Genomic DNA, 21,520 nt, shown 5'->3' with positions numbered 1-21,520 from the left:
CGGCCTCCCGGCGCATAGGATGGTCAGGTGCCTGCCCTGCCCCGTCCCATGACGTCCCCCGAAGGGCAGATCCTCGCTGCTCAGCACTCCGGCGCTCGGCGGGTCGCCGTCGTCACGCTGGGCTGCGCCCGCAACGAGGTCGACTCCGAGGAGCTCGCCGGACGCCTCGCCGGTGACGGCTACGAGCTGGTCGCCGACGCCGAGGACGCCGACGCGGTCCTGGTGAACACCTGCGGGTTCATCGAGAGCGCCAAGAAGGACTCCGTCGACGCGATCCTCGCCGCCACCGACTCCGGTGCGCAGGTCGTCGCGGTGGGCTGCATGGCCGAGCGGTACGGCTCCGAGCTCGCCGGCGCGCTGCCGGAGGCCACCGTGCTGGGCTTCGACGACTACGCCACCATCGGCGACCGGCTCGACGACGTCCTCACCGGGCGCCCGCTGGTGCCGCACACCCCGCAGGACCGGCGGATGCTGCTGCCGATCAGCCCGGTCGACCGCACCGCCGCCGTCCAGGCGCCCGACGCCCCCGCCATCCCCGGCCACGACTGGCTGCGCCGCAAGCGGCTGGCCAGCGGCCCCTCGGCGGCGCTGAAGATCGCGTCGGGCTGCGACCGCCGCTGCTCCTTCTGCGCCATCCCGGCGTTCCGCGGCTCGTTCGTCTCCCGCCCGGCCGGTGAGGTCCTCGGCGAGGCGCACTGGCTGGCCTCGCAGGGCGTCACGGAGATCGTGCTGGTCAGCGAGAACTCCACCTCCTACGGCAAGGACGTCGGCGACCTCCGCTCGCTGGAGAAGCTGCTCCCGCAGCTGGCCGCGGTCCCGGGCATCGTGCGGGTGCGGGTGGCCTACCTGCAGCCCGCCGAGCTGCGCCCCGGCCTGCTGGAGACCATCGCCACGACGCCGGGTGTCGCGCCCTACTTCGACCTGTCGTTCCAGCACTCCTCGCCGACCCTGCTGCGCCGCATGCGCCGGTTCGGCGGCACCGACGACTTCCTCGGCATCATCGACCGGGCGCGCTCGCTGGCCCCGGGTGCGGGGTTCCGCACCAACGTCATCCTCGGCTTCCCCGGCGAGACCGAGGCCGACGTCGCCGAGCTCGAGCGCTTCCTCGTCGAGGGCCGCCTGGACGCCGTCGGCGTGTTCGGCTACTCCGACGAGGACGGCACCGAGGCGCTCACGCTGCCCGGCAAGCTCGACCAGGACGAGATCGACGCCCGGGTGCGGCGGATCACCGACCTGGTCGAGGAGCTCACCGCCCAGCGGGCCGAGGAGCGCATCGGCACGGTCGTCGAGGTGCTGCTCACCGACGACCTGGGTGCTGCGACCGAGCCCGGCACCTGGGGCGGGCACGCCGCCCACCAGGACCCGGACGCCGACGGCACCACCACCGTGACCGGGGTGCCCGAGGGCGCGGTGGCCGGGCAGGTCGTGCGCGCCGAGGTGGTCGACACCGAGGGCGTGGACCTCGTCGCCCGGGTGGTCGTGTCCACCGGCTCGACCGCCTGGGACCCGACGCTGGCCGTGCCGGCCGGGGTCTGAGGCCATGAGCGCGCTGGTACCGGACGGGGCAGCCGATCCTGCGGCGACCCCGCCGCAGACCGCGCGCCTGGTCAACCTGCCCAACGCGCTGACCGTGCTGCGGCTGGCGGTCGTCCCGCTGTTCGCGCTGCTGCTGCTCTCCGACGGCGGGATGGACGACGGCCGCCGCGGCTGGGCCACGCTGTTCTTCGCCCTGGCGATCATCACCGACCGCTACGACGGGATGATCGCCCGGCGCACCAACCAGGTCACCGAGTTCGGCAAGCTCGCCGACCCGATCGCGGACAAGGCGCTCACCGGCACCGCGCTGCTCGGGCTCTCGGTCCTGGGGCTGCTGCCGTGGTGGGTCACCACCGTCGTGCTCGTCCGCGAGGTGGGGGTGACCCTGCTGCGGTTCTGGGTCATCCGGCACGGCGTCATCGCCGCCAGCCGCGGCGGCAAGGCCAAGACCGTGCTGCAGGCGCTGGCCATCGGCATGTACATCCTGCCGCTGGACGGGCTCTTCGGCACCGCCCGCTGGTGGGTCATGGCCGCCGCGGTGGTGCTCACCGTGGTCACCGGGATCGACTACGTCTACCGGGCGCTCACCCTGCGTCGCACCAGCGCGCGGGCCATGGCGGCCGCCGCCCAGCGCCGCTCCGCCGGTGCGACCGGGGACGCCGCCGACGCCGGTGAGGCCAGGCGGGACACCGCGGCATGACCGGGCCCGGCCCCGGGACCTCGACGGTCCAGCGCGTCCACGAGGCCCTGCTCGCCCGCCGGGAGACCGTCGCGGCCGCCGAGTCGCTCACCGCCGGCCTGTTCTGCGCCACCCTCGCCTCGGTGCCCGGGGCGAGCGCCACCCTGCGCGGTGGGGCGGTCGTCTACGCCACCGACCTGAAGACCACCCTCGCCGGCGTCCCCGCGGACCTGCTCGCCGCCCACGGCCCGGTCAGCGAGCCCGCCGCCGCCGCGTTGGCCGAGGGGATCCGCAGTCGGTGCGGGGCGACCTGGGGGATCGGGCTGACCGGCGTGGCCGGCCCCGACCCCGTCGACGGGCACGCCCCGGGTCGGGTCTACCTGGGGCTCAGCGACGGCCTGGTCACCGTCGTGCACGAGCTGGACCTGCCCGGCGACCGGGCGCAGGTGCGGGCCGCCGCGGTCGAGACGGCGTTCCGGCGGCTGCTCGACCGGCTGGCCGAGCACCCCCTCCCCGACGGTCCGGCGGAGGGGAACGCGGACGGTGCACGGAGCGTTACGCCTGGAGCGGACGGGCCCGGCTCCGCACGGTGACCGGGGTCTCGGCCGCGTACGGTGAGCACACGGTGTCCGGCGGACCTCCGCCGGTGCCGCTGCTCGTTCGACGCGCTCGCCAGAGTGGACAGGAGACGGCCATGACGCTGCTGCGGACCCAGCTCGGCAACACGCTGCGGGGTCACCGCCTGCGGCAGCGGCGCACGCTCCGCGACGTCTCCGGTGAGGCCCGGGTCAGCCTGGGCTACCTCTCGGAGGTCGAGCGTGGGCAGAAGGAGGCCTCCTCCGAGCTGCTGGCGTCCATCTGCGACGCCCTCGACGTCGAGCTCGCCGACCTGCTGGCCGAGGTGAGCCTGGAGATGCGGCTCGCCGACCCGGCCGGCCGCCCGGTGCGGCCGGTCGCGCTGGCCCACCCGGGCACCCGCGAGGACGACGCTGCTGCCGCTGCCGGCGACGAGCCCGCCGGGCAGGACACCGGAGCCGTCGAGGCGCCGGTCGCCGAGCCGGCCCTGGCGCTGGTCGGCGGGGGTCAGGCCCCCCGGTCGGCCGCCCGCGCGCGCGGCGCCGTCTCCCTCGCTGCCTGAACGAGGCCGCACCGCTCGCAGGCTCGCAGCGGGTCCCCGCCAGCGACCGACCGTGGGGCGGGTGGGACTGGTCCTCGGTGGGACCGGCGGGCAGCTCTGGACGCTGGTCGTCCTGGGCCGGGTCCGTACAGGCTGGTCAGCGGCGCGTCCCGGTTCCGGTCACGGGGCTGCCGGATCGTCCACGGCGGGTGTGGGCGTACGACACGCACATCGCTCGGTGTCCACCTCCTTGACCCGGTGCGACCGGGGAGGCACAAAGAGTCCATGTCTTCCCCCGGATCCCGCTCCTCGCAGCCGCAGCACCCCTCGCTCCCGGTGCCGGCCGCCGGCGCGCGTGGCGGGGTCACGGTGCTGGAGGCCCACGCCGCCGAGGCGGCCGCTGCCGAGGCCGCGGCCGTCGGCGGGCAGCACCTGACCACGCCGGTGCCGGCCGGCGCCGCGTTCCTGCAGCCCCCGGCCCCCGGTCACCAGTACACGGCGCCGGTGCCGTCGCTGGCCGTCGCCGTCCCCGCGCCGCGGCCCATCGCGACCGGCCCGCGCCCGGACCCCCGCCGTCCGGCGGCCCGCACCGGCACGGCCATGAGCCGCACCCGCCGCGGGCTGCTCGCCGGGGCCCGCACCGCCTTCGCCGAGCGCGGGGTCAAGAAGACGACCATGCAGCACATCGCCGCGGCGGCCAACGTCGCCAAGGCCACGCTGTACAACCACTTCCGCACCAAGGACGACGTCGCGCACGCCCTGATCGCCTTCGAGCTCGACCGGCTCTCGGCCCTGGCGGCGGAGCTGCCGCTGACCGTGGCCGTGCCGGCGCTGGCCGAGGAGGTCGGCGGCCACCCGGTGCTGCGCCGGCTGGCGGAGAACGAGCCCGAGACGCTGGTGCACATGATGACGCTGGACGCCGAGCGCTGGGGCGACATCGTGGTGACCCTGGGGTCCGCGCTGCGGATCTCCCGCCCCGAGGCCGAGCTGGTCTGCCGCTGGCTGCTCGGCCTGGTGCTGCAGCCGGGCACGGTGCAGGAGCGCGCCGCGCAGGCCGCCGTCGTCACCGGGCAGCTCGTCGGCTGAGGCCGGGGGAGCGCCGGCGAGGGGGAGCGGACCGGGGGGTGCTCACCGGCCGGCGCCGGGAGCACCGGGGAGCGGATCGGGGTGGTCGACCCGGACGGCCGTCGTCCCGGCCGACCTCACACCGCAGCGGGACCGTCCGGTCGTGCCATCCGTGACAAGGTGACCCGGCGGCACCCCGGCGCCGCCTCCTCCCGACCCACCCATTCCTGGCCCTCCACCTCCTGACCCACCACCCCGGGAGCGCGCGATGCGGTACCTGTTCCGGCCCCCGGCCGCCGAGGCGGCGGGCTTGCTGTCCCTGCCGTGGGACCAGCCGCTGGAGGAGTGGGACGAGGACCTCCTGCTGGAGGTGCCGCAGCGCGGCATCTCCCGGCACGTCGTCCGGTTCACCGTGAGCGAGGGCAACGTCTACGCGCTGAAGGAGATCGCCGAGCCGCTGGCCCGGCACGAGTACGCGCTGCTCGGCGAGTTCGAGGCCGAGGGGCTGCCCTCGGTCACGGCGCTGGGCATCTGCTTCGACCGGCCCGACGACCAGCAGGCCATCCTGGTCACCCGCTACCTCGAGTACTCCATGTCCTACCGCTACCTGTTCTCCGGGCCGCGCGCCGGGGAGCCGGACCTGCTGCTGGACACCCTGGTGCAGCTGATCGTGCGGCTGCACCTGGCCGGCGTCTACTGGGGTGACTGCTCGCTGTCGAACACGCTGTTCCTCCCCGACGCCGGCACCTACACCGCCTACCTCGTCGACGCCGAGACCGCCGAGCGCTACCCGAGCCTGTCGGCGGGCAAGCGCGCCTACGACCTCGAGCTGGCCCGCGAGCGGGTGGGGGCCGAGCTGATGGACCTGCAGGCCGGTGAGCTGCTGCCGCCCGAGCTCGACCCGGTGGAGATCGCCAACAGCCTGCCGGCGCGCTACGAGGCGCTGTGGGACGAGGTGACCCGCGAGGAGGTCTTCCGGGTCGACGAGCAGGCGGTGCGGGTCGCCGAGCGGCTGCAGCGGATCAACGACCTGGGCTTCGACGTCGGCGAGATCGAGCTGGTCACCTCGCCCGAGGGGGCGCGGCTGCGGGTGGAGACCCGGGTCGCCGAGCCGGGCCAGCACCGGCACGAGCTGGTCCGGCTGACCGGGCTGGAGGTGCAGGAGAAGCAGGCGCTGCGGCTGCTCAACGACCTGCGCTCCTACCGGGCCTACCTCGAGCAGCGGACGGGGGGCACGGTGCCGGAGGGGGAGGCCGCGCGGCGCTGGCTCACCGACGTCTACCAGCCGGTCGTGCGCGCGGTGCCCGAGGAGCTGGCGGGACGGCTGGAGCCCGCGGAGGTCTTCCACGAGGTGCTCGAGCACCGCTGGTTCCTCTCCGAGCAGGCCGGCTTCGACGTGGGCACGTGGGCGGCCGCCCGCTCCTACGTGCAGAACGTGCTGCCCCGCACCCCGGCGGTGCTCACCACCCCCTCGGTGCGGGCCCACCGCGCGACGCCGGCCCACACGCCCGCGTGAGCTGATCAACTCGGCGTCCGCCCGGTTGACACCGCCTGTGACCCAGGCCACTCTCCGAGGTCCACGGGGACGACGAGGTCCCCGCGGACCGACGGAGGCGGTGCACCGTGCCGGACGCGTTCAGGGCTGGGGACGACGCAGGACGGGGTGGGCGCGCAGGTCCGCTCGGCCGGCGGTGGCGGCGGGCCCTGGCCGGTGCGGCCGCGGCCGGGGTGGTCGCCTCCACGCTAGCCGCCTGCGGCGGCGGGTCCGGCGGCGTCCCGACGCTGACCTGGTACACCAACCCCGACGCCGGTGGGCAGACCGAGATCGCCGCGCGGTGCACCGAGGCCGCCGGTGGCCGCTACCGGATCGAGACCGCGACGCTGCCCCGTGAGGCCTCCGCGCAGCGCGAGCAGCTGGTCCGGCGGCTGGCCGCCAACGACACCTCGATCGACCTGATGAGCCTGGACCCGATCTTCGTCCCGGAGTTCGCCCAGGCCGGCTTCCTCGCCCCGGTGCCCCCGGAGCTGGCCGGCCGCGTCACCGAGGACGTCGTCCCGGCCGCGGTGGAGACCTCGACCTGGGAGGACCAGCTGGTCGCCGTCCCGTTCTGGTCGAACACCCAGCTGCTCTGGTACCGCAAGTCCGTCGCCGAGGCCGCCGGGCTGGACATGACCAAGCCGGTCACCTGGGACCAGGTGGTGTCCGCGGCCCAGGACCAGGACAAGCTCATCGGCGTCCAGGGGATCCGCGCCGAGGCGCTGACCGTGTGGTTCAACGCGCTCATCGAGTCCGCCGGTGGGTCGATCATCGCCGAGAACTCCACCGACCCCGAGCAGGTCACCCTCGGCCTGGAGTCCGACGCCGGACGCCGGGCCACCGAGCTGATGCGCGACATCTCCAACAGCGGGCAGACCGGGCCGGCGCTGTCGACGGCGAACGAGGACTCGACGGCCACCGGCTTCGAGTCCGCCGACGGCGGCTTCATGGTCAACTACTCGTTCGTCTACGCCCGGGCCCTCGGCAAGGTCGAGGACGGCACGATGGACCAGGCCACCGTCGACGACTACGGCTGGGCGCTGTACCCCCAGGTCGACGAGGGCACCGAGAGCGCCCCGCCCTACGGCGGGATCAACCTCGGCGTCGGTGCGCTGAGCGAGCACCCCGACCTCGCCTACGACGCGACCGAGTGCATCACCTCGACGGAGAACCAGGCCTACTACTTCGTCCACGACGGCAACGCGGCGTCGGACACCACGGTCTACGACGACCCGGAGGTGGTCGAGGCCTTCCCGATGGCGGAGACGATCCGGGAGTCGCTGGAGCAGGCGGCGCCGCGACCGCTGACCGCCTACTACAGCGAGGTCACCGGCGGCCTGCAGCGCCGCTACCACCCGACCGGGTCGGTCGACCCGGCCACGACGCCGCGCGAGGCCACCGAGTTCATCACCGCGGTGCTGCGGAAGGAGCAACTGCTGTGACCACCACGACCCTCCCACCGTCGGAGAAGACCCAGCCGGTCTCCGCACCGGGGCACACGACCAGCGACCGGGCGCGCAGCGAGCGCAAGCTCGGCTGGCTGCTGGCCGGCCCGGCGCTGGCGGTGATGCTGCTGGTGACCGCCTACCCGATCCTGCAGGCGGTCTACGACTCGCTGTTCGACTACCGGCTCACCGACCCGGACAACCGCTCCTTCACCGGGCTGAGCAACTACCTGGTGATCCTGTCGGACTCCACGTGGTGGATCTCGATGGGCGTGACCGTCCTCATCACCCTCGTCACCGTGGCCGTCGAGCTGGTGCTCGGCTTTGCGCTGGCCTTCGTGATGGCCAAGGCGCTGAAGGCGATCCGGCCGGTGCTGCGGGCGGCGATCCTCATCCCGTACGCGGTCATCACCGTGGTCTCGGCGTTCGCCTGGCGGTTCGCCTTCGCCATCGACACCGGGTTCGTCAACACCTGGTTCGGCTGGCTGCCGGGCATCGGCGCGGACACCGACTGGTTCGGCGGGCAGTGGTCGGCGCTGTTCGTCGTCTGCATCGCCGAGATCTGGAAGACGACGCCGTTCATCTCCCTGCTCCTGCTGGCCGGCCTGGCGCAGGTGCCGGAGGTGCTGCAGGAGGCGGCCAAGGTCGACGGCGCCACCTGGTGGCAGCGGCTGCGGAAGGTGACGCTGCCGAACATGAAGGCCGCGATCATGGTCGCGCTGCTGTTCCGCACCCTGGACGCCTTCCGCGTCTTCGACTCGATCTTCGTGATGACCGCCGGGGCCAACAACACCGAGTCGGTGTCCTTCCTGGCCTATCGGCAGACCATCTCCCGGCTGGAGATCGGCCTGGGGTCTGCGGTGTCGGTGCTGCTGTTCCTGGTGGTCGTGGGGATCGCGGCGCTGTTCATCAAGGGCTTCAAGGTCGACCTGGCCTCGGCGCGAGGGGAGGGCTGATGTCGACGAAGGAGAAGACCTGGTGGATCGTCGCCGGGGTCGCGATCGTGGTCTACGCGCTGTTCCCGGTCGCCTGGATCGTCTCGCTGTCGTTCAAGGCGCCCGGTGACCTGGCCAACGGCCAGTTCCTGCCCACCGGCGGGACGGCGACCCGGGAGAACTACACCGGCATCCTCACCGGCGCCGGCGGGGACCTGTTCCTCCCGGCGCTGCGGAACTCCTTCGGGATCTGCCTGATCGCCACGTTCATCTCGTGCCTGCTGGCGATGTTCGCCGCCTACGCGATCGCCCGGCTGGACTTCCCCGGCAAGAAGCTGATCCTGGGTACCGCCCTGGGCGTGGCGATCTTCCCGGTGATCTCGATCGTGACGCCGCTGTTCAACCTGTGGCGCAACATCGGCCTCTACGACACCTGGCCGGGGCTGATCATCCCGTACCTGTCGCTGACCCTGCCGATCTCGATCTGGACCATGTCGGCGTTCTTCCGCGAGATCCCCTGGGAGATGGAGCAGGCCGCCCAGGTGGACGGGGCGACCACCTGGCAGGCGTTCCGCAAGGTGATCGTGCCGCTGGCCGCACCCGGGGTGTTCACCACCGCGATCATCGCCTTCTTCATCGCCTGGAACGACTTCGTCTACGGCATCTCGCTGACCTCGACCAGCGCCGCCCGGCCGGTGCCGGCCGCGCTGGGCCTGTTCTCGGGGGCCTCCCAGTTCGAGGACCCCACCGGTGCGATCGCGGCTGCCGCGGTCATCGTCACCATCCCCGTGGTCGCCCTCGTGCTCGTCTTCCAGCGGCGCATCGTCGCCGGCCTCACCAACGGCGCCGTCAAGGGCTGAGCACCCCCCACCCGCCCCACCGACTCCGCACAACCGAGAGGACTCTGCTGTGGCATCGATCGAGATGAAGCACATCGTGAAGCAGTACGGCGACGGGTTCCCGGCGGTCAACGACGTGAGCCTGGACGTCGCCGACGGGGAGTTCATGATCCTGGTCGGGCCCTCGGGCTGCGGGAAGTCGACCCTGCTGCGGATGATCGTGGGCCTGGAGGACATCACCAGCGGCGACATGGTCATCGGCGGCACCCGGGTCAACGACAAGGCCCCGCGGGAGCGGAACCTGTCGATGGTCTTCCAGAACTACGCGCTGTACCCCCACCTGACGGTGTTCGAGAACATCGCCTTCCCGCTGCGGCTGGCCAAGATGGAGGACGGCGAGGTCCGCAAGCGGGTCAACGAGGCCGCCGACGTCCTGGAGCTGCACGAGCACCTGGAGCGCAAGCCCGCCAACCTCTCCGGCGGCCAGCGGCAGCGGGTGGCCATGGGCCGGGCGATCGTGCGGCAGGCCGAGGCGTTCCTCTTCGACGAGCCGCTGAGCAACCTCGACGCCAAGCTGCGCGGCCAGATGCGCACGGAGATCTCCCGGCTGCAGCGCCGGCTGGGCATCACCACCGTCTACGTCACCCACGACCAGACCGAGGCGATGACCCTCGGCGACCGGGTCTGCGTGCTGCGCAAGGGGAAGATCCAGCAGGTCGCCTCCCCGCGGGAGCTCTACGACCAGCCGGTCAACCTCTTCGTCGCCGGCTTCATCGGCTCCCCGCCGATGAACTTCCTGCCCGCCACCGTGGACGGCGCCCGGCTGACCACGCCGTTCGGCACGATCGACCTCGACGAGCGCCGGGCCGCCGCCGTCGCCGGCCGCGACCTGCTGCTCGTCGGCATCCGGCCGGAGTACTTCGAGGACGCCTCGCTGGTCGACGAGGCCAAGCGCCCGCTGGGCTCGGTGTTCCGCGCGCGGGTCGACGTCACCGAGTGGCTGGGCGACCAGCAGTACGCCTACATCCCCTACGAGGCGCCGGAGGCGATCCGCACCCAGCTGCGCGAGCTGTCCAAGGAGCTCGACGCCGAGGAGCTGCGCACCCAGGCGATCGTGTCCATCGACTCGACCAGCCGGATCCGCGAGGGCCGGGAGGCGGAGTTCTGGCTCGACACCCGCAAGGTGCACGTGTTCGACCCGCACTCGGGGGAGAACCTCACCCGGGACGCCGAGGCCGGCGCCGCGCTGACCCGGATGGCCACCGAGGACCGGCTCGAGCAGGTCGGGGAGGCGCAGCAGCGGAGCGCCGGCACCAGCGGCGCCCGGACCGGGGCGACGTCGGTCGGGGCGGCCTGACCGGCCGCCGGGACCGCTGTGCGGGGGCCGGGTGCGGCCGGGGATGATCGCGCCGGGGGTTTGTCGCGTGTCCCGGCTGCGCACTCCCCGACCGACCCTGGCCGGACCGTTGGAGGCACCAGCATGGACATCACCTCGACCGACGAGTGGGCGGCCCTCGCCGACCACCACCGCGGGGTGTCAGCCCGCACGCTGCGCGAGCTGTTCGCCGAGGACGCCGAGCGTGGCACCCGGCTCACCGGCACGGCGGGTGACCTCTACGTCGACTGGTCCAAGCACCGGGTCACCGACGAGACGGTGCAGCTGCTGGTCGCCCTCGCCGAGAAGGCGGGCCTGCCGGCGAAGATCGAGGCGATGTTCACCGGTGAGCACATCAACGTCACCGAGGACCGCGCCGTGCTGCACACCGCGCTGCGCGCCCCGGCGTCGGTGCCGCTGACCGTCGACGGGCAGGACGTCACGGCCGACGTGCACGCGGTGCTGGACAAGATGGGCGACTTCGCCGACCGCGTGCGGTCCGGTGAGTGGCGGGGCGCGACCGGCGAGAAGATCACCGCGGTGGTCAACATCGGCATCGGCGGCTCCGACCTCGGCCCGGCGATGGCCTACCTCGCGCTGGCCGACTACAGCGACCGCGGCCTCACCGCCCGCTTCGTGTCCAACATCGACCCGACGGACTTCTTCGAGAAGACCCGCGACCTGGACCCGGCCACCACGCTGTTCGTCGTCTGCTCCAAGACGTTCACCACGCTGGAGACGCTGACCAACGCCACCGTGGCCCGCGACTGGCTGCTCGCCGGCGTGGGCGGCGACGCCTCGGCCGTGGCCAAGCACTTCGTCGCGGTGAGCACCAACGCCGACGCCGTGGCCGAGTTCGGCATCGACACCGACAACATGTTCGGCTTCTGGGACTGGGTGGGCGGGCGCTACTCCTTCACCTCCGCCGTCGGCCTGTCGCTGATGGTCGCCATCGGCCGCGAGCACTACGGCGAGATGCTGGCCGGCTTCCATGCCGTCGACGAGCACTTCCGCACCACCCCGCTGGCAGAGAACCTGCCGGTCCTGCAGGGCCTGCTCAACGTCTGGTACACGAACTTCTTCGGGGCCCAGACCCACGCCGTCCTGCCCTACAGCCAGTACCTGTCGCGGCTGCCGGCCTACCTGCAGCAGCTGACGATGGAGAGCAACGGCAAGTCCGTGCAGTTCGACGGCGAGCCGGTGACGACGTCGACCGGCGAGGTCTACTGGGGCGAGCCGGGCACCAACGGCCAGCACGCGTTCCACCAGCTGCTGCACCAGGGCACCAGCATCGTCCCGGCCGACTTCATCGGCTTCGGCGAGCCCAACCACGACACCGGCGACATGCACGACCTGCTGATGGCCAACATGTTCGCGCAGAGCTCCGCGCTGGCCTTCGGCAAGACCGCCGAGGAGGTCGCCGCCGACGGCACCGCTGCCGCCGTCGTCCCGCACAAGGTCATGCCGGGCAACCGGCCCTCGACCACGATCCTGGCGCCGAAGCTGACGCCGTCCACGCTGGGTCAGCTGATCGCCTTCTACGAGCACACCGTGTTCGTCGAGGGCGTCATCTGGCAGATCGACTCCTTCGACCAGTGGGGCGTGGAGCTGGGCAAGGTCATGGCCCGTGAGCTCGCTCCGGCCCTGACCAGCGAGACCGCGCCGGAGATCGACTCCGACCCCTCGACCGTCGCGCTCGTGCAGCACTACCGCCGCCTCCGCGGCCGCCCCTGACGGCGCACCCCGGGCACGCACCTGCACGGGGGACGTGGACGGGGTGACCTCGGTCGACGGCTGTCCTCCCGCACCGACGCCGGTGCGGGAGGACAGCCGTCGGTGCACCCGGACGTCGCCCGACGGCGGGTGCCGGCGGCGGCGCGGGTCAGCGGTGGCTGCCCGGGTACTGAGCCTGAGACCATGATCGACGACAGCGTCGCCCGGATCGCGCCGTCCACCGCCCGGTGGACCGGCGCACCGGATCAGGAGGAGCCATGCCGAACCCGTTCGTGAAGCTGTGGAAGTACCTCACGGCCTCGGCCAACGACCAGATCGACCAGCGCGCCGACCCGAAGATCCAGATCCAGCAGGCGATCGAGGCCGAGCAGCAGCGGCACCAGGCCCTGGCCAACCAGGCCGCCGCGGTGCTGGGCAACCAGCGCCAGCTGGAGATGCGGCTCAACCGGCAGCTGGGTGAGATCGAGAAGCTCCAGGCCTCGGCGCGGCAGGCGCTCAACCTCGCCGACCAGACCCGGGCCGCCGGTGACGCGAACAAGGCCGGCGAGTACGAGCAGGCCGCCCAGGCGTTCGCCACCCAGCTGGTCAGCGCCGAGCAGGCGGCGGAGGACCTCAAGCGGAGCCACGACGAGGCGCTGCAGGCCGCCGAGCAGGCCAAGGGCGCGGTGGAGACCAGCCGGATGCGGCTGCAGTCGACGCTGGCCGAGCGCACCAAGCTCATGTCGCAGCTGGAGCAGGCCAAGATGCAGGAGCAGGTCTCGGCCTCGCTGCGCTCGGTCAACGAGCTCTCCGCGCCGGGCAACACCCCCTCGCTCAACGACGTCCGCGACAAGATCGAGGCCCGCTACGCGAACGCCCTCGGCTCCGCCGAGCTGGCGCAGAACTCGGTCGAGGGCCGCATGCTCGAGGTGCAGAAGGCGACCATCGACGTCGCCGGTGCCTCGCGGCTCGCCGAGATCCGCGCCTCGATGGGCGGCGGCACGCAGGCCATCAGCGGCAACCAGGCCGCCGGGGCGATCGAGTCCGGCGGCACGGTGGGCGGCACCGCGCTGGGCGCCGACCAGTCGGCCGAGCGGCCCGACCACGCCTGAACGACCTGATCGACCGGCCCACCCTCTCGGGGCGAGCTGGAGCCGGAGCCCCGTCGTCCTGGTGGACGGCGGGGCTCCGTCGTGTCCGGCGGTGGTGGGTCAGGTGGCGGCGATGGACGCCGGGTGGCCGGGCTCGCCGGTGCGCGCGAGCGGGTCGATCGGGCTGCGCGCGGCCTGGCACTGCGGGCACCAGTAGGTCACCCGCTCCTGGGTGTCCGGCCCCTGGTCTCCCAGCAGGATCGTCGTGCGGCAACGGCGGCACGGTCGGCCCCTGCGGCCGAACACCCAGTGGTCCTCCCCGCGCCGCATCGAGCCGGTGGTGCTCTGCTCGGGGTGGTCGCGGTTGGCCTGCATCAGGGTGCGGGCGCGGGTGACCAGGCCCGGCAGGTCGGGGACGTCGGCGACCCGGGTCCAGGGGTGGGTGCGGGTCATGAACAGCGTCTCGACCTTGTAGAGGTTGCCGATGCCGGCCAGGTTCCGCTGGTCCAGGATGGCGACGCCGATCTGCTCGTCGGGGTGCGACCGCAGCCGGCGCAGCGCCTCGTCGAGGTCCCAGTCCGGGCCGAGCACGTCGGGGCCGAGGTGGCCCACCAGGTCACCCTCGGCACTGGTCGGGACGATCGTCATGTCGTGCAGCCGGTACCCGACGCAGTCCCACGCGTCGGTGGACAGGACAGCCCGGATGCTGTGCGCCGGCCCGCCCTTCCACGGGGTGCCCTTGCGGTAGATGTGCCAGCTGCCGTCCATCCGGTAGTGCGTGCGCAGCGTGCGGCCGTCGGCGAAGCGGGTCAGCATGTGCTTGCCGCGGGGGACGACCTCGGTGACCGTCGCGCCGGCGAGGTCGACCGTGGCCAGCTGGGGCACCCGCAGCTCGCCCTTGGTGAGCGTGGCACCGGCGAGTGCGGTGTTCATCCGGTTGGCGGCCAACCAGACGGTGTCTCCTTCGGGCATCCCCCCATGATCCCCGGCCGCCGGGGTCCGCGCCTCAGTAGGAGGCGCGACGGGGCTCGGTGCCGGGCAGGCCGGTGCGGGCCCGCGGGTCGACCGGCAGCGGCGTCGCCTGGCAGGTGGGGCACCACCAGGTGACCCGCTCCTGCAGGTCCGGGCCCTGGTCGCCCAGCGCGATCGGTGTCCGGCAGCGTCGGCACGGTCGGCCCTTCCGGCCGGCGACCCAGTGGTCCCAGCCGCGGCGGGTGATCCCGGTGGTGCTCTGCGCCGGGCGGTCGCGGTTGGCCAGCATCAGCGTGCGGGCCCGCTCGACCAGCGCGCGCAGGTCCGGGACGTCGGCGACCCGGGCCCACGGGTTCACCCCGGTGAGGAACAGGGCCTCGGTCTTGTAGAGGTTGCCCGGGCCGGCCAGGTTGCGCTGGTCCAGGATCGCGACGCCGATCTGCTCGTCGGGGTGCGCCCGCAGCCGGCGCAGCGCCTCCTCGACGTCCCAGTCGGGACCGAGGACGTCGGGTCCGAGGTGGCCGACCACGTCGTCCTCGCGGGCGGTGGGCACCAGCGCCATGTCGTGCAGCCGGTAGCCGACGCACTCCCACTCCTCGGTGACCAGCACCGCCCGGACCTCGTGGGCCGGCCCGCCGCGCCACCGGGCGCCGGGGCGCTGGATGTGCCAGCTGCCGTCCATCCGGTAGTGGGTGTGCAGGGTCCGGCCGTCGGCGAGCCGGGTGAGCATGTGCTTGCCGCGCGGCACCACCTCGGTGACGGTGGCGCCGGTCAGGTCGATCGCGGCGAGCCGGGGGACGCGCAGCTCGCCCCGGGTGAGGACGGCCCCGGCGAGGGCGGTGTTCATCCGCTGGGCCGCCAGCCACACGGTGTCTCCCTCGGGCACGCCGTCCATCGTCCCCGTCCGGTGCCGCCTGCGCCCGTGCCACGATCGCCGGGTGACGCTCTCCGGACCGCCGCGCGGGCCCCTCGAGGTGCCGCCGGTGGTGCGCGCGCTGGCCGGTGGCGTCCCGGCAGCGCCGGTCTGGCAGAACTGGGCCGGCGGTGTCACCTGGCAGCTGGGGTCGGGCGCTGGGCGACGGTTCCTCAAGTGGGCACCGGCCGGCAGCGGGCTGCCGATCGCCCGCGAGGCGCAGCGGCTGCGGTGGGCGGCGCGGTTCACGCCCGTGCCGCCGGTGCTGGACGCCGGCAGCGACGCGGACGGCGACTGGCTGCTCACCGCGGGGCTGCCCGGCGACAGTGCCGTCGACGCGCGCTGGACGGCGGATCCACTGACCGCGGTGCGGGCGATCGGCACCGGCCTGCGCGCCCTGCACGACGCCCTCCCGGTGGCGGACTGCCCGTTCGACTGGTCCGCGCGCACCCGGGTGGCCGACGTGCACCGGCGCGCCGCCGTCCTCCGCCCGGCGTCGTGGCACCCCGAGCACGCCGGGTTGTCGGTGCCCGAGGTGCTCGCCCGGCTGGCCGACGTCCCCGACGACGACCTGCTGGTGGTCTGCCACGGCGATGCCTGCGCGCCCAACACTCTCCTCGCCGAGGACGGCACGTGGGCCGGCCACGTCGACCTCGGCTCCCTGGGCCTGGCCGACCGGTGGTCGGACCTGGCCGTGGCGACGTGGAGCACGCAGTGGAACCACGGCCCCGGCTGGGAGCGCCCGCTCCTCGACGCCTACGGCATCGCGGAGGACCCGGAGCGGACGGCGTACCACCGGCTGCTCTGGGACGCCGGTCCCTGACCGGTCCCGCTGCTCGCCCGTGAGGGTGACCCCGCTGTGAACGCGCTGACAGACGGGAAGAGGGCGGTCGGCAGCAGCGCTCTGCACCTCGTGACCGTGACGACCCGCCTGCGCAGCCTGCCGGTTCGACTGACCGGGAACTCGGTGGCCCGGCAGCCGGTCACCCCGGCGCCCGAGCCGGTGACCGTGACCGTGGCCCGGGTCGTGCGGCCCGAGGAGCACGAGGCGTTCGAGCGGTGGGCGGCCGACGTGCAGGAGCTGGTCGGCAGCTTCCCGGGTGCGCTCGGGTCGTCGCTGCTCCGGCCGGGTCCGGCCAGCGACGAGTACCACCTCGTCTACCGGTTCAGCGACGACGCCGCGCTCGCGGTCTGGGAGCGGTCGCCGGAGCGCCGGGCTGCGCTGGAGCGGGTCAGCCGGCTGGTCGAGCAGGAGCGCACCGCCCGCGCCGTCGGCCTCGAGACGTTCTTCGCGGTGCCGGCCCGCCCGGGCCCGGCCTGGCGCAGCTGGGCGCTGACCGTCGCCGTCGTCCTCGTGCTGACGTCGAGCTTCCAGCTGGTCGCGGTGCCGTTCGTGGGCGGCTGGCCGTGGCCGGCGCGGCTGCTGCTGTCGGCGCTCTACGTGGTGACGTCGCTGCGGCTGCTCATGCCGCGGGTCAGCCGCTGGCTGGGCCCCTGGCTGCAGGGCACCCGCCGCCGCTGACGCCTGCCCGCCGCCAGCGCACGACGGGCCGCTGACCGGGCGGGGACGTGTTCGACGTCGGTCGCCCGGCCGGCGGCTCAGCGGCGGAGTCGGAGGCCCTGGGGCGTGGCGATGAACCCGGCCGCCTGGAGGGCGGCGGACAGTGCGCCGGACTCGTGCACCGAGGCGCCGTCGGCCTTCTGCACGGTGATCCGGCCCAGTGCCCCGGAGGCCACCGCACTGGACAGCGCCGTGGCCGCCTCCTTGAGCGCGGTCTCCTCCTCGGTCCACGACAGCAGCGTCTTGCCGCCGCGCTCGACGTAGAGCACCAGCTCGCCGTCGACCAGCACGACCAGGGCCCCGGCCTTGCGCCCGGCCCGGTGCCCGGTCTTCTTCGCCGTCGGAGCCGCGGTGCCCTCGCCGAGGTCGACGCCCTCCTCGGTGCTGCCGGCGGTGCGCTCGGGCCAGGGCAGGGCCGCGCCGTAGACGTTGGCCGGGTCGGTGGCGGCCAGCACGACCGGGCCGGCCGGCACCCGGTCGGGGCTGGCGAAGCTGCGCAGCCGGTCGACCGAGCCGGGCGTGCCGAACTGGGCCGCGCCCAGGGTCTCGACGAAGTAGCCGCGGCGGGCCCGGCCGTTCTCCTCGAAGGCCCGCAGCACCGGGTAGACGGCGGAGAAGCCGCCGGTGACCTGCTCGGCCTGCACCGCGCCCCGGGTCAGCACACCGTGCCGCTCCAGCAGCGCCTCGGCGCGGGCGGTGGTGCGCTTGGTGGTGTTGGTCTCCAGGTCCGGCAGCCGCGACCAGCGCCCGGCCATCGACGGCGGGCCGGTGCGGCTGGGCATGGCCGGGCGGCCGAGCCGGGTGCGGCCGTAGCGGCTGCGGTCGAGCCGGGCGCGCGGCGCGGCCGGCGTCTTCTTGTGCGTCCCGCCCCCGGACAGCCGGGTGCGCAGCGGGGCGAGGGTGTCGTTGGTGAGCGCCCCGGCCCACACGAGGTCCCAGATCTCCTCGGCGAGCGCCGGGTCGTCGGTGGCGCCCACCCGGTCGGACAGCGAACGGAAGAACATCGCCTGCCCGCCGGAGAGCTCGTCGAGCAGCTGCTGTCCGACCCCGCCCTCCAGCACGGCACCGGCCGGGGGCTCGGGCAGCAGCAACGGGGCCAGGTCGGCCGGCACGAGGGTCACCCAGCCGTCGCCACCGGACAGGCCCCCAGCGCCGGCCCACAGCACCTCACCGGCGCTGGTCAGCTCGTCGAGCATCGCGGGGGAGTAGCCCTGCACCCGGGAGGGGAGCACCAGCGACTCCAGCGCGGAGGCCGGCACCAGCGCACCGGCCAGCTGCTCGACGACCGCCAGCACGCCGTCGACCCCGCGCATCCGCCCGCCGACGGACTGCCAGCTGGGGGTGAACCGGGCCAGCGTGTCGATCGGGACGGGCTCGACCTCCTGGCGCAGCTTGGACAGCGACCGCCGACGGACCGAGCGCAGGACCTCCGCGTCGCACCACTCCTGGCCGATGCCGCCGGGCCGGAACTCACCCGTCACCAGCCGGCCGGTGCCGACCAGCCGCTGCACGGTGGCGGTCACGACCGCGACGCCCAGCCCGAGCCGGGCGGCGACCTCGGGGGGTGCGAACGGGCCGTGGGTGCGCGCGAAGCGGCCGATGAGGTCACCGAGGGGGTCGGCGACCGGTTCGGTGAAGGCCTCGGGCACGCCGACCGGCAGGGCGGTGCCGAGCGCGTCGCGGAGCCGGCCGGCGTCCTCGATGGCGACGTACCGCTCCTCACCGGCGATCCGCACGACCAGCGCGCGCCGGGAGACGACGAGCTCCTCCAGCCACGCGGCCGGCACCCCGCGGGCGGCGGCCTCGGCGACGGTCAGGTCGCCCACCCCGCGCAGCAGGTCGCTGGCGCCGTCGACGTCGCGGGGGTGCCGCTGCTCCGGCAGCCGCTGCAGCTCGGCCTCGATCTCGGCCATCGCGTCGCCGTCGAGCAGCTCGCGGAGCTCCGAGCGGCCCAGCAGCTCGGCCAGCAGCCCGGTGTCGAGGGCCAGGGCCTGGGCGCGGCGCTCGGCGAGCGGGGCGTCGCCCTCGTAGATGAACTGTCCGACGTAGCCGAAGAGCAGCGACTGGGCGAAGGGCGAGGCGCTCTGGGTCTGCACGTCGACCAGGCGCACACGGCGGGCGCGCACGTCGCTCATCAGCTCGACGAGGCCGGGCACGTCGTAGACGTCCTGCAGCACCTCCCGGACCGCCTCGAGGGTGATCGGGAAGGAGGAGAACTCGCTCGCCACCGACAGCAGCTGGGCGGCCCGCTGTCGCTGCTGCCACAGCGGGGTCCGCCGGCGCGGGTCGCGGCGGGGGAGCAGCAGCGCGCGGGCGGCGCACTCGCGGAACCGGCTGGCGAACAGCGCGGAGTTGCCGACCTCGGCGGTGACCTCGCGCTCGACGTCGTCGGGGTCGAGCAGTGCCAGGTCTGCCTCCGGCGGCTCGCCGGTGGTGTCGGGCAGGCGCAGCACGATGCCGTCGTCGGCGTGCATGGAGGCGACGTCGACGCCGTACCGCTCGCGCAGCCGGGCGGCGAGCACCAGTGCCCACGGGGCGTTGACCTGGGCGCCGAAGGGGGAGTGGACGACCAGCCGCCAGTCGCCGAGCTCGTCGCGGAACCGCTCGACCAGCAGCGTGCGGTCGTCGGGCAGGTGGCCGGTGGCGGCCTTCTGCTCGGCCAGGTAGGCGAAGAGGTTGCTCGCCCCCCAGGCGTCCAGGCCAGCGGCGCGGGCGCGCTCCATGCCGGCCTCGGGGGTGGCCGTGCCGACCTCGCGGAGGAAGGCGCCCAGCGCGCGGCCGAGTTCCAGCGGGCGGCCCAGGGTGTCGCCGTGCCAGAACGGCATCTTGCCGGGCTGGCCGGGGGCAGGGCTGACCAGCACGCGGTCGTGGGTGATCTCCTCGATCCGCCAGGACGAGGAGCCCAGGAGGAAGACGTCACCGACCCGGGACTCGTAGACCATCTCCTCGTCGAGTTCACCGACCCGGCGTCCGCCGTTCTCCCCGGCACCGGAGACCAGGAAGACGCCGAACAGGCCGCGGTCGGGGATGGTGCCGCCGCTGGTGACCGCCAGCCGCTGGGCCCCGTTGCGGGCGGTGAGGGTGTCGGTGATGCGGTCCCAGGTCAGCCGGGGGCGCAGCTCGGCGAAGGCGTCGGAGGGGTAGCGGCCGGCCAGCATGTCCAGCACCGCGTGCAGCGCGGAGTCCGGCAGCGAGGCGAACGCGGCCGACCGGCGCAGCACCGCGGACACCTCGTCGACGGTGCGCGGCTTCTCGGAGACGATCGCGACGATCTGCTGGGCCAGCACGTCGAGGGGGTTGCGCAGGTAGCGGGTGGACTCGATGGCCCCGGCCCGCATCCGCTCGGCGACCACGGCGCTCTGCACCAGGTCGCCGCGGAACTTCGGGAAGATGACGCCCTCGCTCACCGCGCCCACCTGGTGGCCGGCCCGGCCGACCCGCTGCAGGCCGGCGGCGACGTTGGGCGGGGACTCGACCTGCACGACCAGGTCGACCGCGCCCATGTCGATGCCCAGCTCCAGTGAGGAGGTGGCCACGACGGCGGGCAGCTGCCCGGACTTCAGCGCCTCCTCCACGATCGCCCGCTGCTCGCGGGAGACCGAACCGTGGTGGGCGGAGGCGACCGGCTTGACGTCGGTCGAGGTGCCCGCTCCGACGCCGGTGCCGGCCTGGGCCATCAGCTCGGCCGGGTTCGCCCCGTGCGGCATCGGCTCGCCGGTGGCCCGCTCGTAGGCCAGCTCGTTGAGCCGGCTGGTCAGCCGCTCGGCCAGCCGGCGGGAGTTGGCGAACACGATGGTGCTGCGGTGGCTCTCGATGAGGTCGAGCACCCGCTCCTCGACCGCCGGCCAGATCGACGTCCGCGGCTGGTTGCCGGCCGCGGAGCCGGACAGCTCACCGGTGGGCTGCCCCAGCTGCGACATGTCCTCGACCGGGACGACGACCGACAGGTCCCACTGCTTCGTCGACGGCGGCGCCACGACCTGCACCGGGCGGCCGCCGGCCAGGAAGGTCGAGACCTCCTCGATCGGGCGGACCGTGGCCGACAGCCCGATCCGCTGGGCCGGTGCGTCGAGGAGCTCGTCGAGCCGGTCGAGGGAGACGGCCAGGTGCGCCCCGCGCTTGCTGCCGCAGACCGCGTGCACCTCGTCGAGGATCACCGTCTCGACGCCGCGCAGCGACTCCCGGGCCTGGCTGGTCAGCAGCAGGAACAGCGACTCGGGGGTGGTGATGAGGATGTCCGGTGGGCGCTTGGTGAACAGTCGGCGCTCGTCGGCGGGGGTGTCGCCGGAGCGGATGCCGACGGTGATCTCCGGCCGCTCCAGCCCGAGGCGGGCGGCGGCCTGGCCGATGCCGGTCAGCGGCGCCCGCAGGTTGCGCTCGACGTCGACGGCCAGTGCCTTGAGCGGGGAGACGTAGAGGACCCGGCAGCGGCGCAGCGGGTCCTCCGGCGGGGGAGCGGCGGCCAGCCGGTCCAGCGACCAGAGGAAGGCGGCCAGCGTCTTGCCCGAGCCGGTGGGGGCGACGACGAGCGCGTGCCGGCCGCTGCTGATCGCCGTCCAGGCGCCCTCCTGGGCGGCGGTGGGGTGCTCGAACGCGCCGGTGAACCAGGCCTGCGTGGCCGAGGAGAAGCGCTCCATCGCAGGCGTGGGGGCGGACGGCATGGTCGACACGTCCTCAGTGTCCACGCGGGTACGACAGTCCGCCGTGGTCAGCCGGACGGTCACCCGCCCGGAGGAACGCCG

Annotated in this window: 17 protein-coding genes; 14 read left to right on the top strand and 3 right to left on the bottom strand. The window is 73.9% G+C overall.

What is annotated here, in order from left to right:
* Positions 1–48: 48 nt before the first annotated feature.
* The 12 genes from rimO (at position 49) to KUM42_RS04670 (ending at position 13,353) form a co-directional block, all read left to right on the top strand.
* Positions 49–1,536: a 30S ribosomal protein S12 methylthiotransferase RimO gene (gene rimO, locus KUM42_RS04725; protein ID WP_237495402.1), complete on the top strand. Its 1,488-nt coding sequence runs from the start codon at positions 49–51 to the stop codon at positions 1,534–1,536.
* Positions 1,537–1,540: 4 nt separating this feature from the next.
* Positions 1,541–2,236 carry a CDP-diacylglycerol--glycerol-3-phosphate 3-phosphatidyltransferase gene (gene pgsA, locus KUM42_RS04720; RefSeq protein ID WP_237495400.1) on the top strand — a complete coding sequence of 232 codons (696 nt, stop codon included), beginning with the start codon at positions 1,541–1,543 and terminating at the stop codon, positions 2,234–2,236.
* The gene (locus KUM42_RS04715; RefSeq protein WP_237495398.1) at positions 2,233–2,808 is read left to right on the top strand and encodes a CinA family protein; all 576 of its coding nucleotides are present in this window, start codon (positions 2,233–2,235) and stop codon (positions 2,806–2,808) included. Before pgsA ends, KUM42_RS04715 begins: the two co-directional genes overlap by 4 nt.
* Before the next feature lie 101 nt (positions 2,809–2,909).
* Complete coding sequence (locus tag KUM42_RS04710) at positions 2,910–3,353, top strand: helix-turn-helix domain-containing protein (RefSeq protein ID WP_237495396.1); 444 nt, start codon at positions 2,910–2,912, stop codon at positions 3,351–3,353.
* A gap of 264 nt (positions 3,354–3,617) precedes the next feature.
* Positions 3,618–4,418: a TetR/AcrR family transcriptional regulator gene (locus tag KUM42_RS04705; protein WP_237495395.1), complete on the top strand. Its 801-nt coding sequence runs from the start codon at positions 3,618–3,620 to the stop codon at positions 4,416–4,418.
* 247 nt (positions 4,419–4,665) lie between these two features.
* A complete protein-coding gene (locus tag KUM42_RS04700; protein ID WP_237495393.1) occupies positions 4,666–5,913 on the top strand; it encodes a DUF4032 domain-containing protein in 1,248 nt (415 codons plus the stop codon).
* 212 nt (positions 5,914–6,125) lie between these two features.
* A complete protein-coding gene (locus KUM42_RS04695; protein WP_237495391.1) occupies positions 6,126–7,376 on the top strand; it encodes an extracellular solute-binding protein in 1,251 nt (416 codons plus the stop codon).
* Positions 7,373–8,335, top strand: a complete 963-nt coding sequence (locus KUM42_RS04690; RefSeq protein WP_237495389.1) for a carbohydrate ABC transporter permease — start codon at positions 7,373–7,375, stop codon at positions 8,333–8,335. Before KUM42_RS04695 ends, KUM42_RS04690 begins: the two co-directional genes overlap by 4 nt.
* Positions 8,335–9,174, top strand: coding sequence for a carbohydrate ABC transporter permease (locus KUM42_RS04685; RefSeq protein WP_237495387.1), 840 nt, complete (start codon positions 8,335–8,337; stop codon positions 9,172–9,174). The genes KUM42_RS04690 and KUM42_RS04685 overlap by 1 nt, the downstream gene beginning before the upstream one ends.
* Positions 9,175–9,223: 49 nt before the next feature.
* Positions 9,224–10,510: an ABC transporter ATP-binding protein gene (locus KUM42_RS04680; protein WP_237495385.1), complete on the top strand. Its 1,287-nt coding sequence runs from the start codon at positions 9,224–9,226 to the stop codon at positions 10,508–10,510.
* 123 nt (positions 10,511–10,633) lie between these two features.
* Entirely contained in the window at positions 10,634–12,262 is a 1,629-nt protein-coding gene (gene pgi, locus KUM42_RS04675; protein ID WP_237495383.1) for a glucose-6-phosphate isomerase, read from the top strand.
* A gap of 257 nt (positions 12,263–12,519) precedes the next feature.
* A complete protein-coding gene (locus KUM42_RS04670) occupies positions 12,520–13,353 on the top strand; it encodes a PspA/IM30 family protein (RefSeq protein ID WP_237495381.1) in 834 nt (277 codons plus the stop codon).
* Between the two features lie 99 nt (positions 13,354–13,452).
* Here KUM42_RS04670 and KUM42_RS04665 read toward each other — a convergent pair whose 3' ends face one another.
* Both KUM42_RS04665 and KUM42_RS04660 read right to left on the bottom strand, forming a co-directional pair.
* The gene (locus tag KUM42_RS04665; RefSeq protein ID WP_237495379.1) at positions 13,453–14,304 is read right to left on the bottom strand and encodes a DNA-formamidopyrimidine glycosylase family protein; all 852 of its coding nucleotides are present in this window, start codon (positions 14,302–14,304) and stop codon (positions 13,453–13,455) included.
* A gap of 34 nt (positions 14,305–14,338) precedes the next feature.
* Positions 14,339–15,190 carry a DNA-formamidopyrimidine glycosylase family protein gene (locus KUM42_RS04660; RefSeq protein WP_237495377.1) on the bottom strand — a complete coding sequence of 284 codons (852 nt, stop codon included), beginning with the start codon at positions 15,188–15,190 and terminating at the stop codon, positions 14,339–14,341.
* A 52-nt stretch (positions 15,191–15,242) separates the two neighbouring features.
* On the opposite strand from KUM42_RS04660, the gene KUM42_RS04655 reads away from it, so the two are divergent.
* Complete coding sequence (locus KUM42_RS04655; RefSeq protein ID WP_237495375.1) at positions 15,243–16,040, top strand: aminoglycoside 3'-phosphotransferase; 798 nt, start codon at positions 15,243–15,245, stop codon at positions 16,038–16,040.
* A 96-nt stretch (positions 16,041–16,136) separates the two neighbouring features.
* Entirely contained in the window at positions 16,137–16,739 is a 603-nt protein-coding gene (locus KUM42_RS04650) for an antibiotic biosynthesis monooxygenase (protein ID WP_237495373.1), read from the top strand.
* Positions 16,740–16,816: 77 nt separating this feature from the next.
* Here KUM42_RS04650 and KUM42_RS04645 read toward each other — a convergent pair whose 3' ends face one another.
* Positions 16,817–21,439 (bottom strand): ATP-dependent helicase, encoded by a 4,623-nt coding sequence (locus KUM42_RS04645; RefSeq protein WP_237496638.1) that lies wholly within the window; start codon positions 21,437–21,439, stop codon positions 16,817–16,819.
* Between the last annotated feature and the right edge of the window lie 81 nt (positions 21,440–21,520).

The sequence above is a fragment of the Modestobacter sp. L9-4 genome, from assembly GCF_019112525.1.
Classification (GTDB): domain Bacteria; phylum Actinomycetota; class Actinomycetes; order Mycobacteriales; family Geodermatophilaceae; genus Modestobacter.
The sequence above is the reverse complement of the archived record's forward strand: the minus strand, read 5'-3'. Positions and strand labels throughout refer to the sequence as shown.

Coding starts and splice junctions, on each gene's coding strand:
- rimO (WP_237495402.1), top strand. CDS start 49: ATGACGTCCCCCGAAGGGCAGATCCTCGCTGCTCAGCACTCCGGCGCT.
- pgsA (WP_237495400.1), top strand. CDS start 1,541: ATGAGCGCGCTGGTACCGGACGGGGCAGCCGATCCTGCGGCGACCCCG.
- KUM42_RS04715 (WP_237495398.1), top strand. CDS start 2,233: ATGACCGGGCCCGGCCCCGGGACCTCGACGGTCCAGCGCGTCCACGAG.
- KUM42_RS04710 (WP_237495396.1), top strand. CDS start 2,910: ATGACGCTGCTGCGGACCCAGCTCGGCAACACGCTGCGGGGTCACCGC.
- KUM42_RS04705 (WP_237495395.1), top strand. CDS start 3,618: ATGTCTTCCCCCGGATCCCGCTCCTCGCAGCCGCAGCACCCCTCGCTC.
- KUM42_RS04700 (WP_237495393.1), top strand. CDS start 4,666: ATGCGGTACCTGTTCCGGCCCCCGGCCGCCGAGGCGGCGGGCTTGCTG.
- KUM42_RS04685 (WP_237495387.1), top strand. CDS start 8,335: ATGTCGACGAAGGAGAAGACCTGGTGGATCGTCGCCGGGGTCGCGATC.
- pgi (WP_237495383.1), top strand. CDS start 10,634: ATGGACATCACCTCGACCGACGAGTGGGCGGCCCTCGCCGACCACCAC.
- KUM42_RS04670 (WP_237495381.1), top strand. CDS start 12,520: ATGCCGAACCCGTTCGTGAAGCTGTGGAAGTACCTCACGGCCTCGGCC.
- KUM42_RS04665 (WP_237495379.1), bottom strand. CDS start 14,304: ATGCCCGAAGGAGACACCGTCTGGTTGGCCGCCAACCGGATGAACACC.
- KUM42_RS04645 (WP_237496638.1), bottom strand. CDS start 21,439: ATGCCGTCCGCCCCCACGCCTGCGATGGAGCGCTTCTCCTCGGCCACG.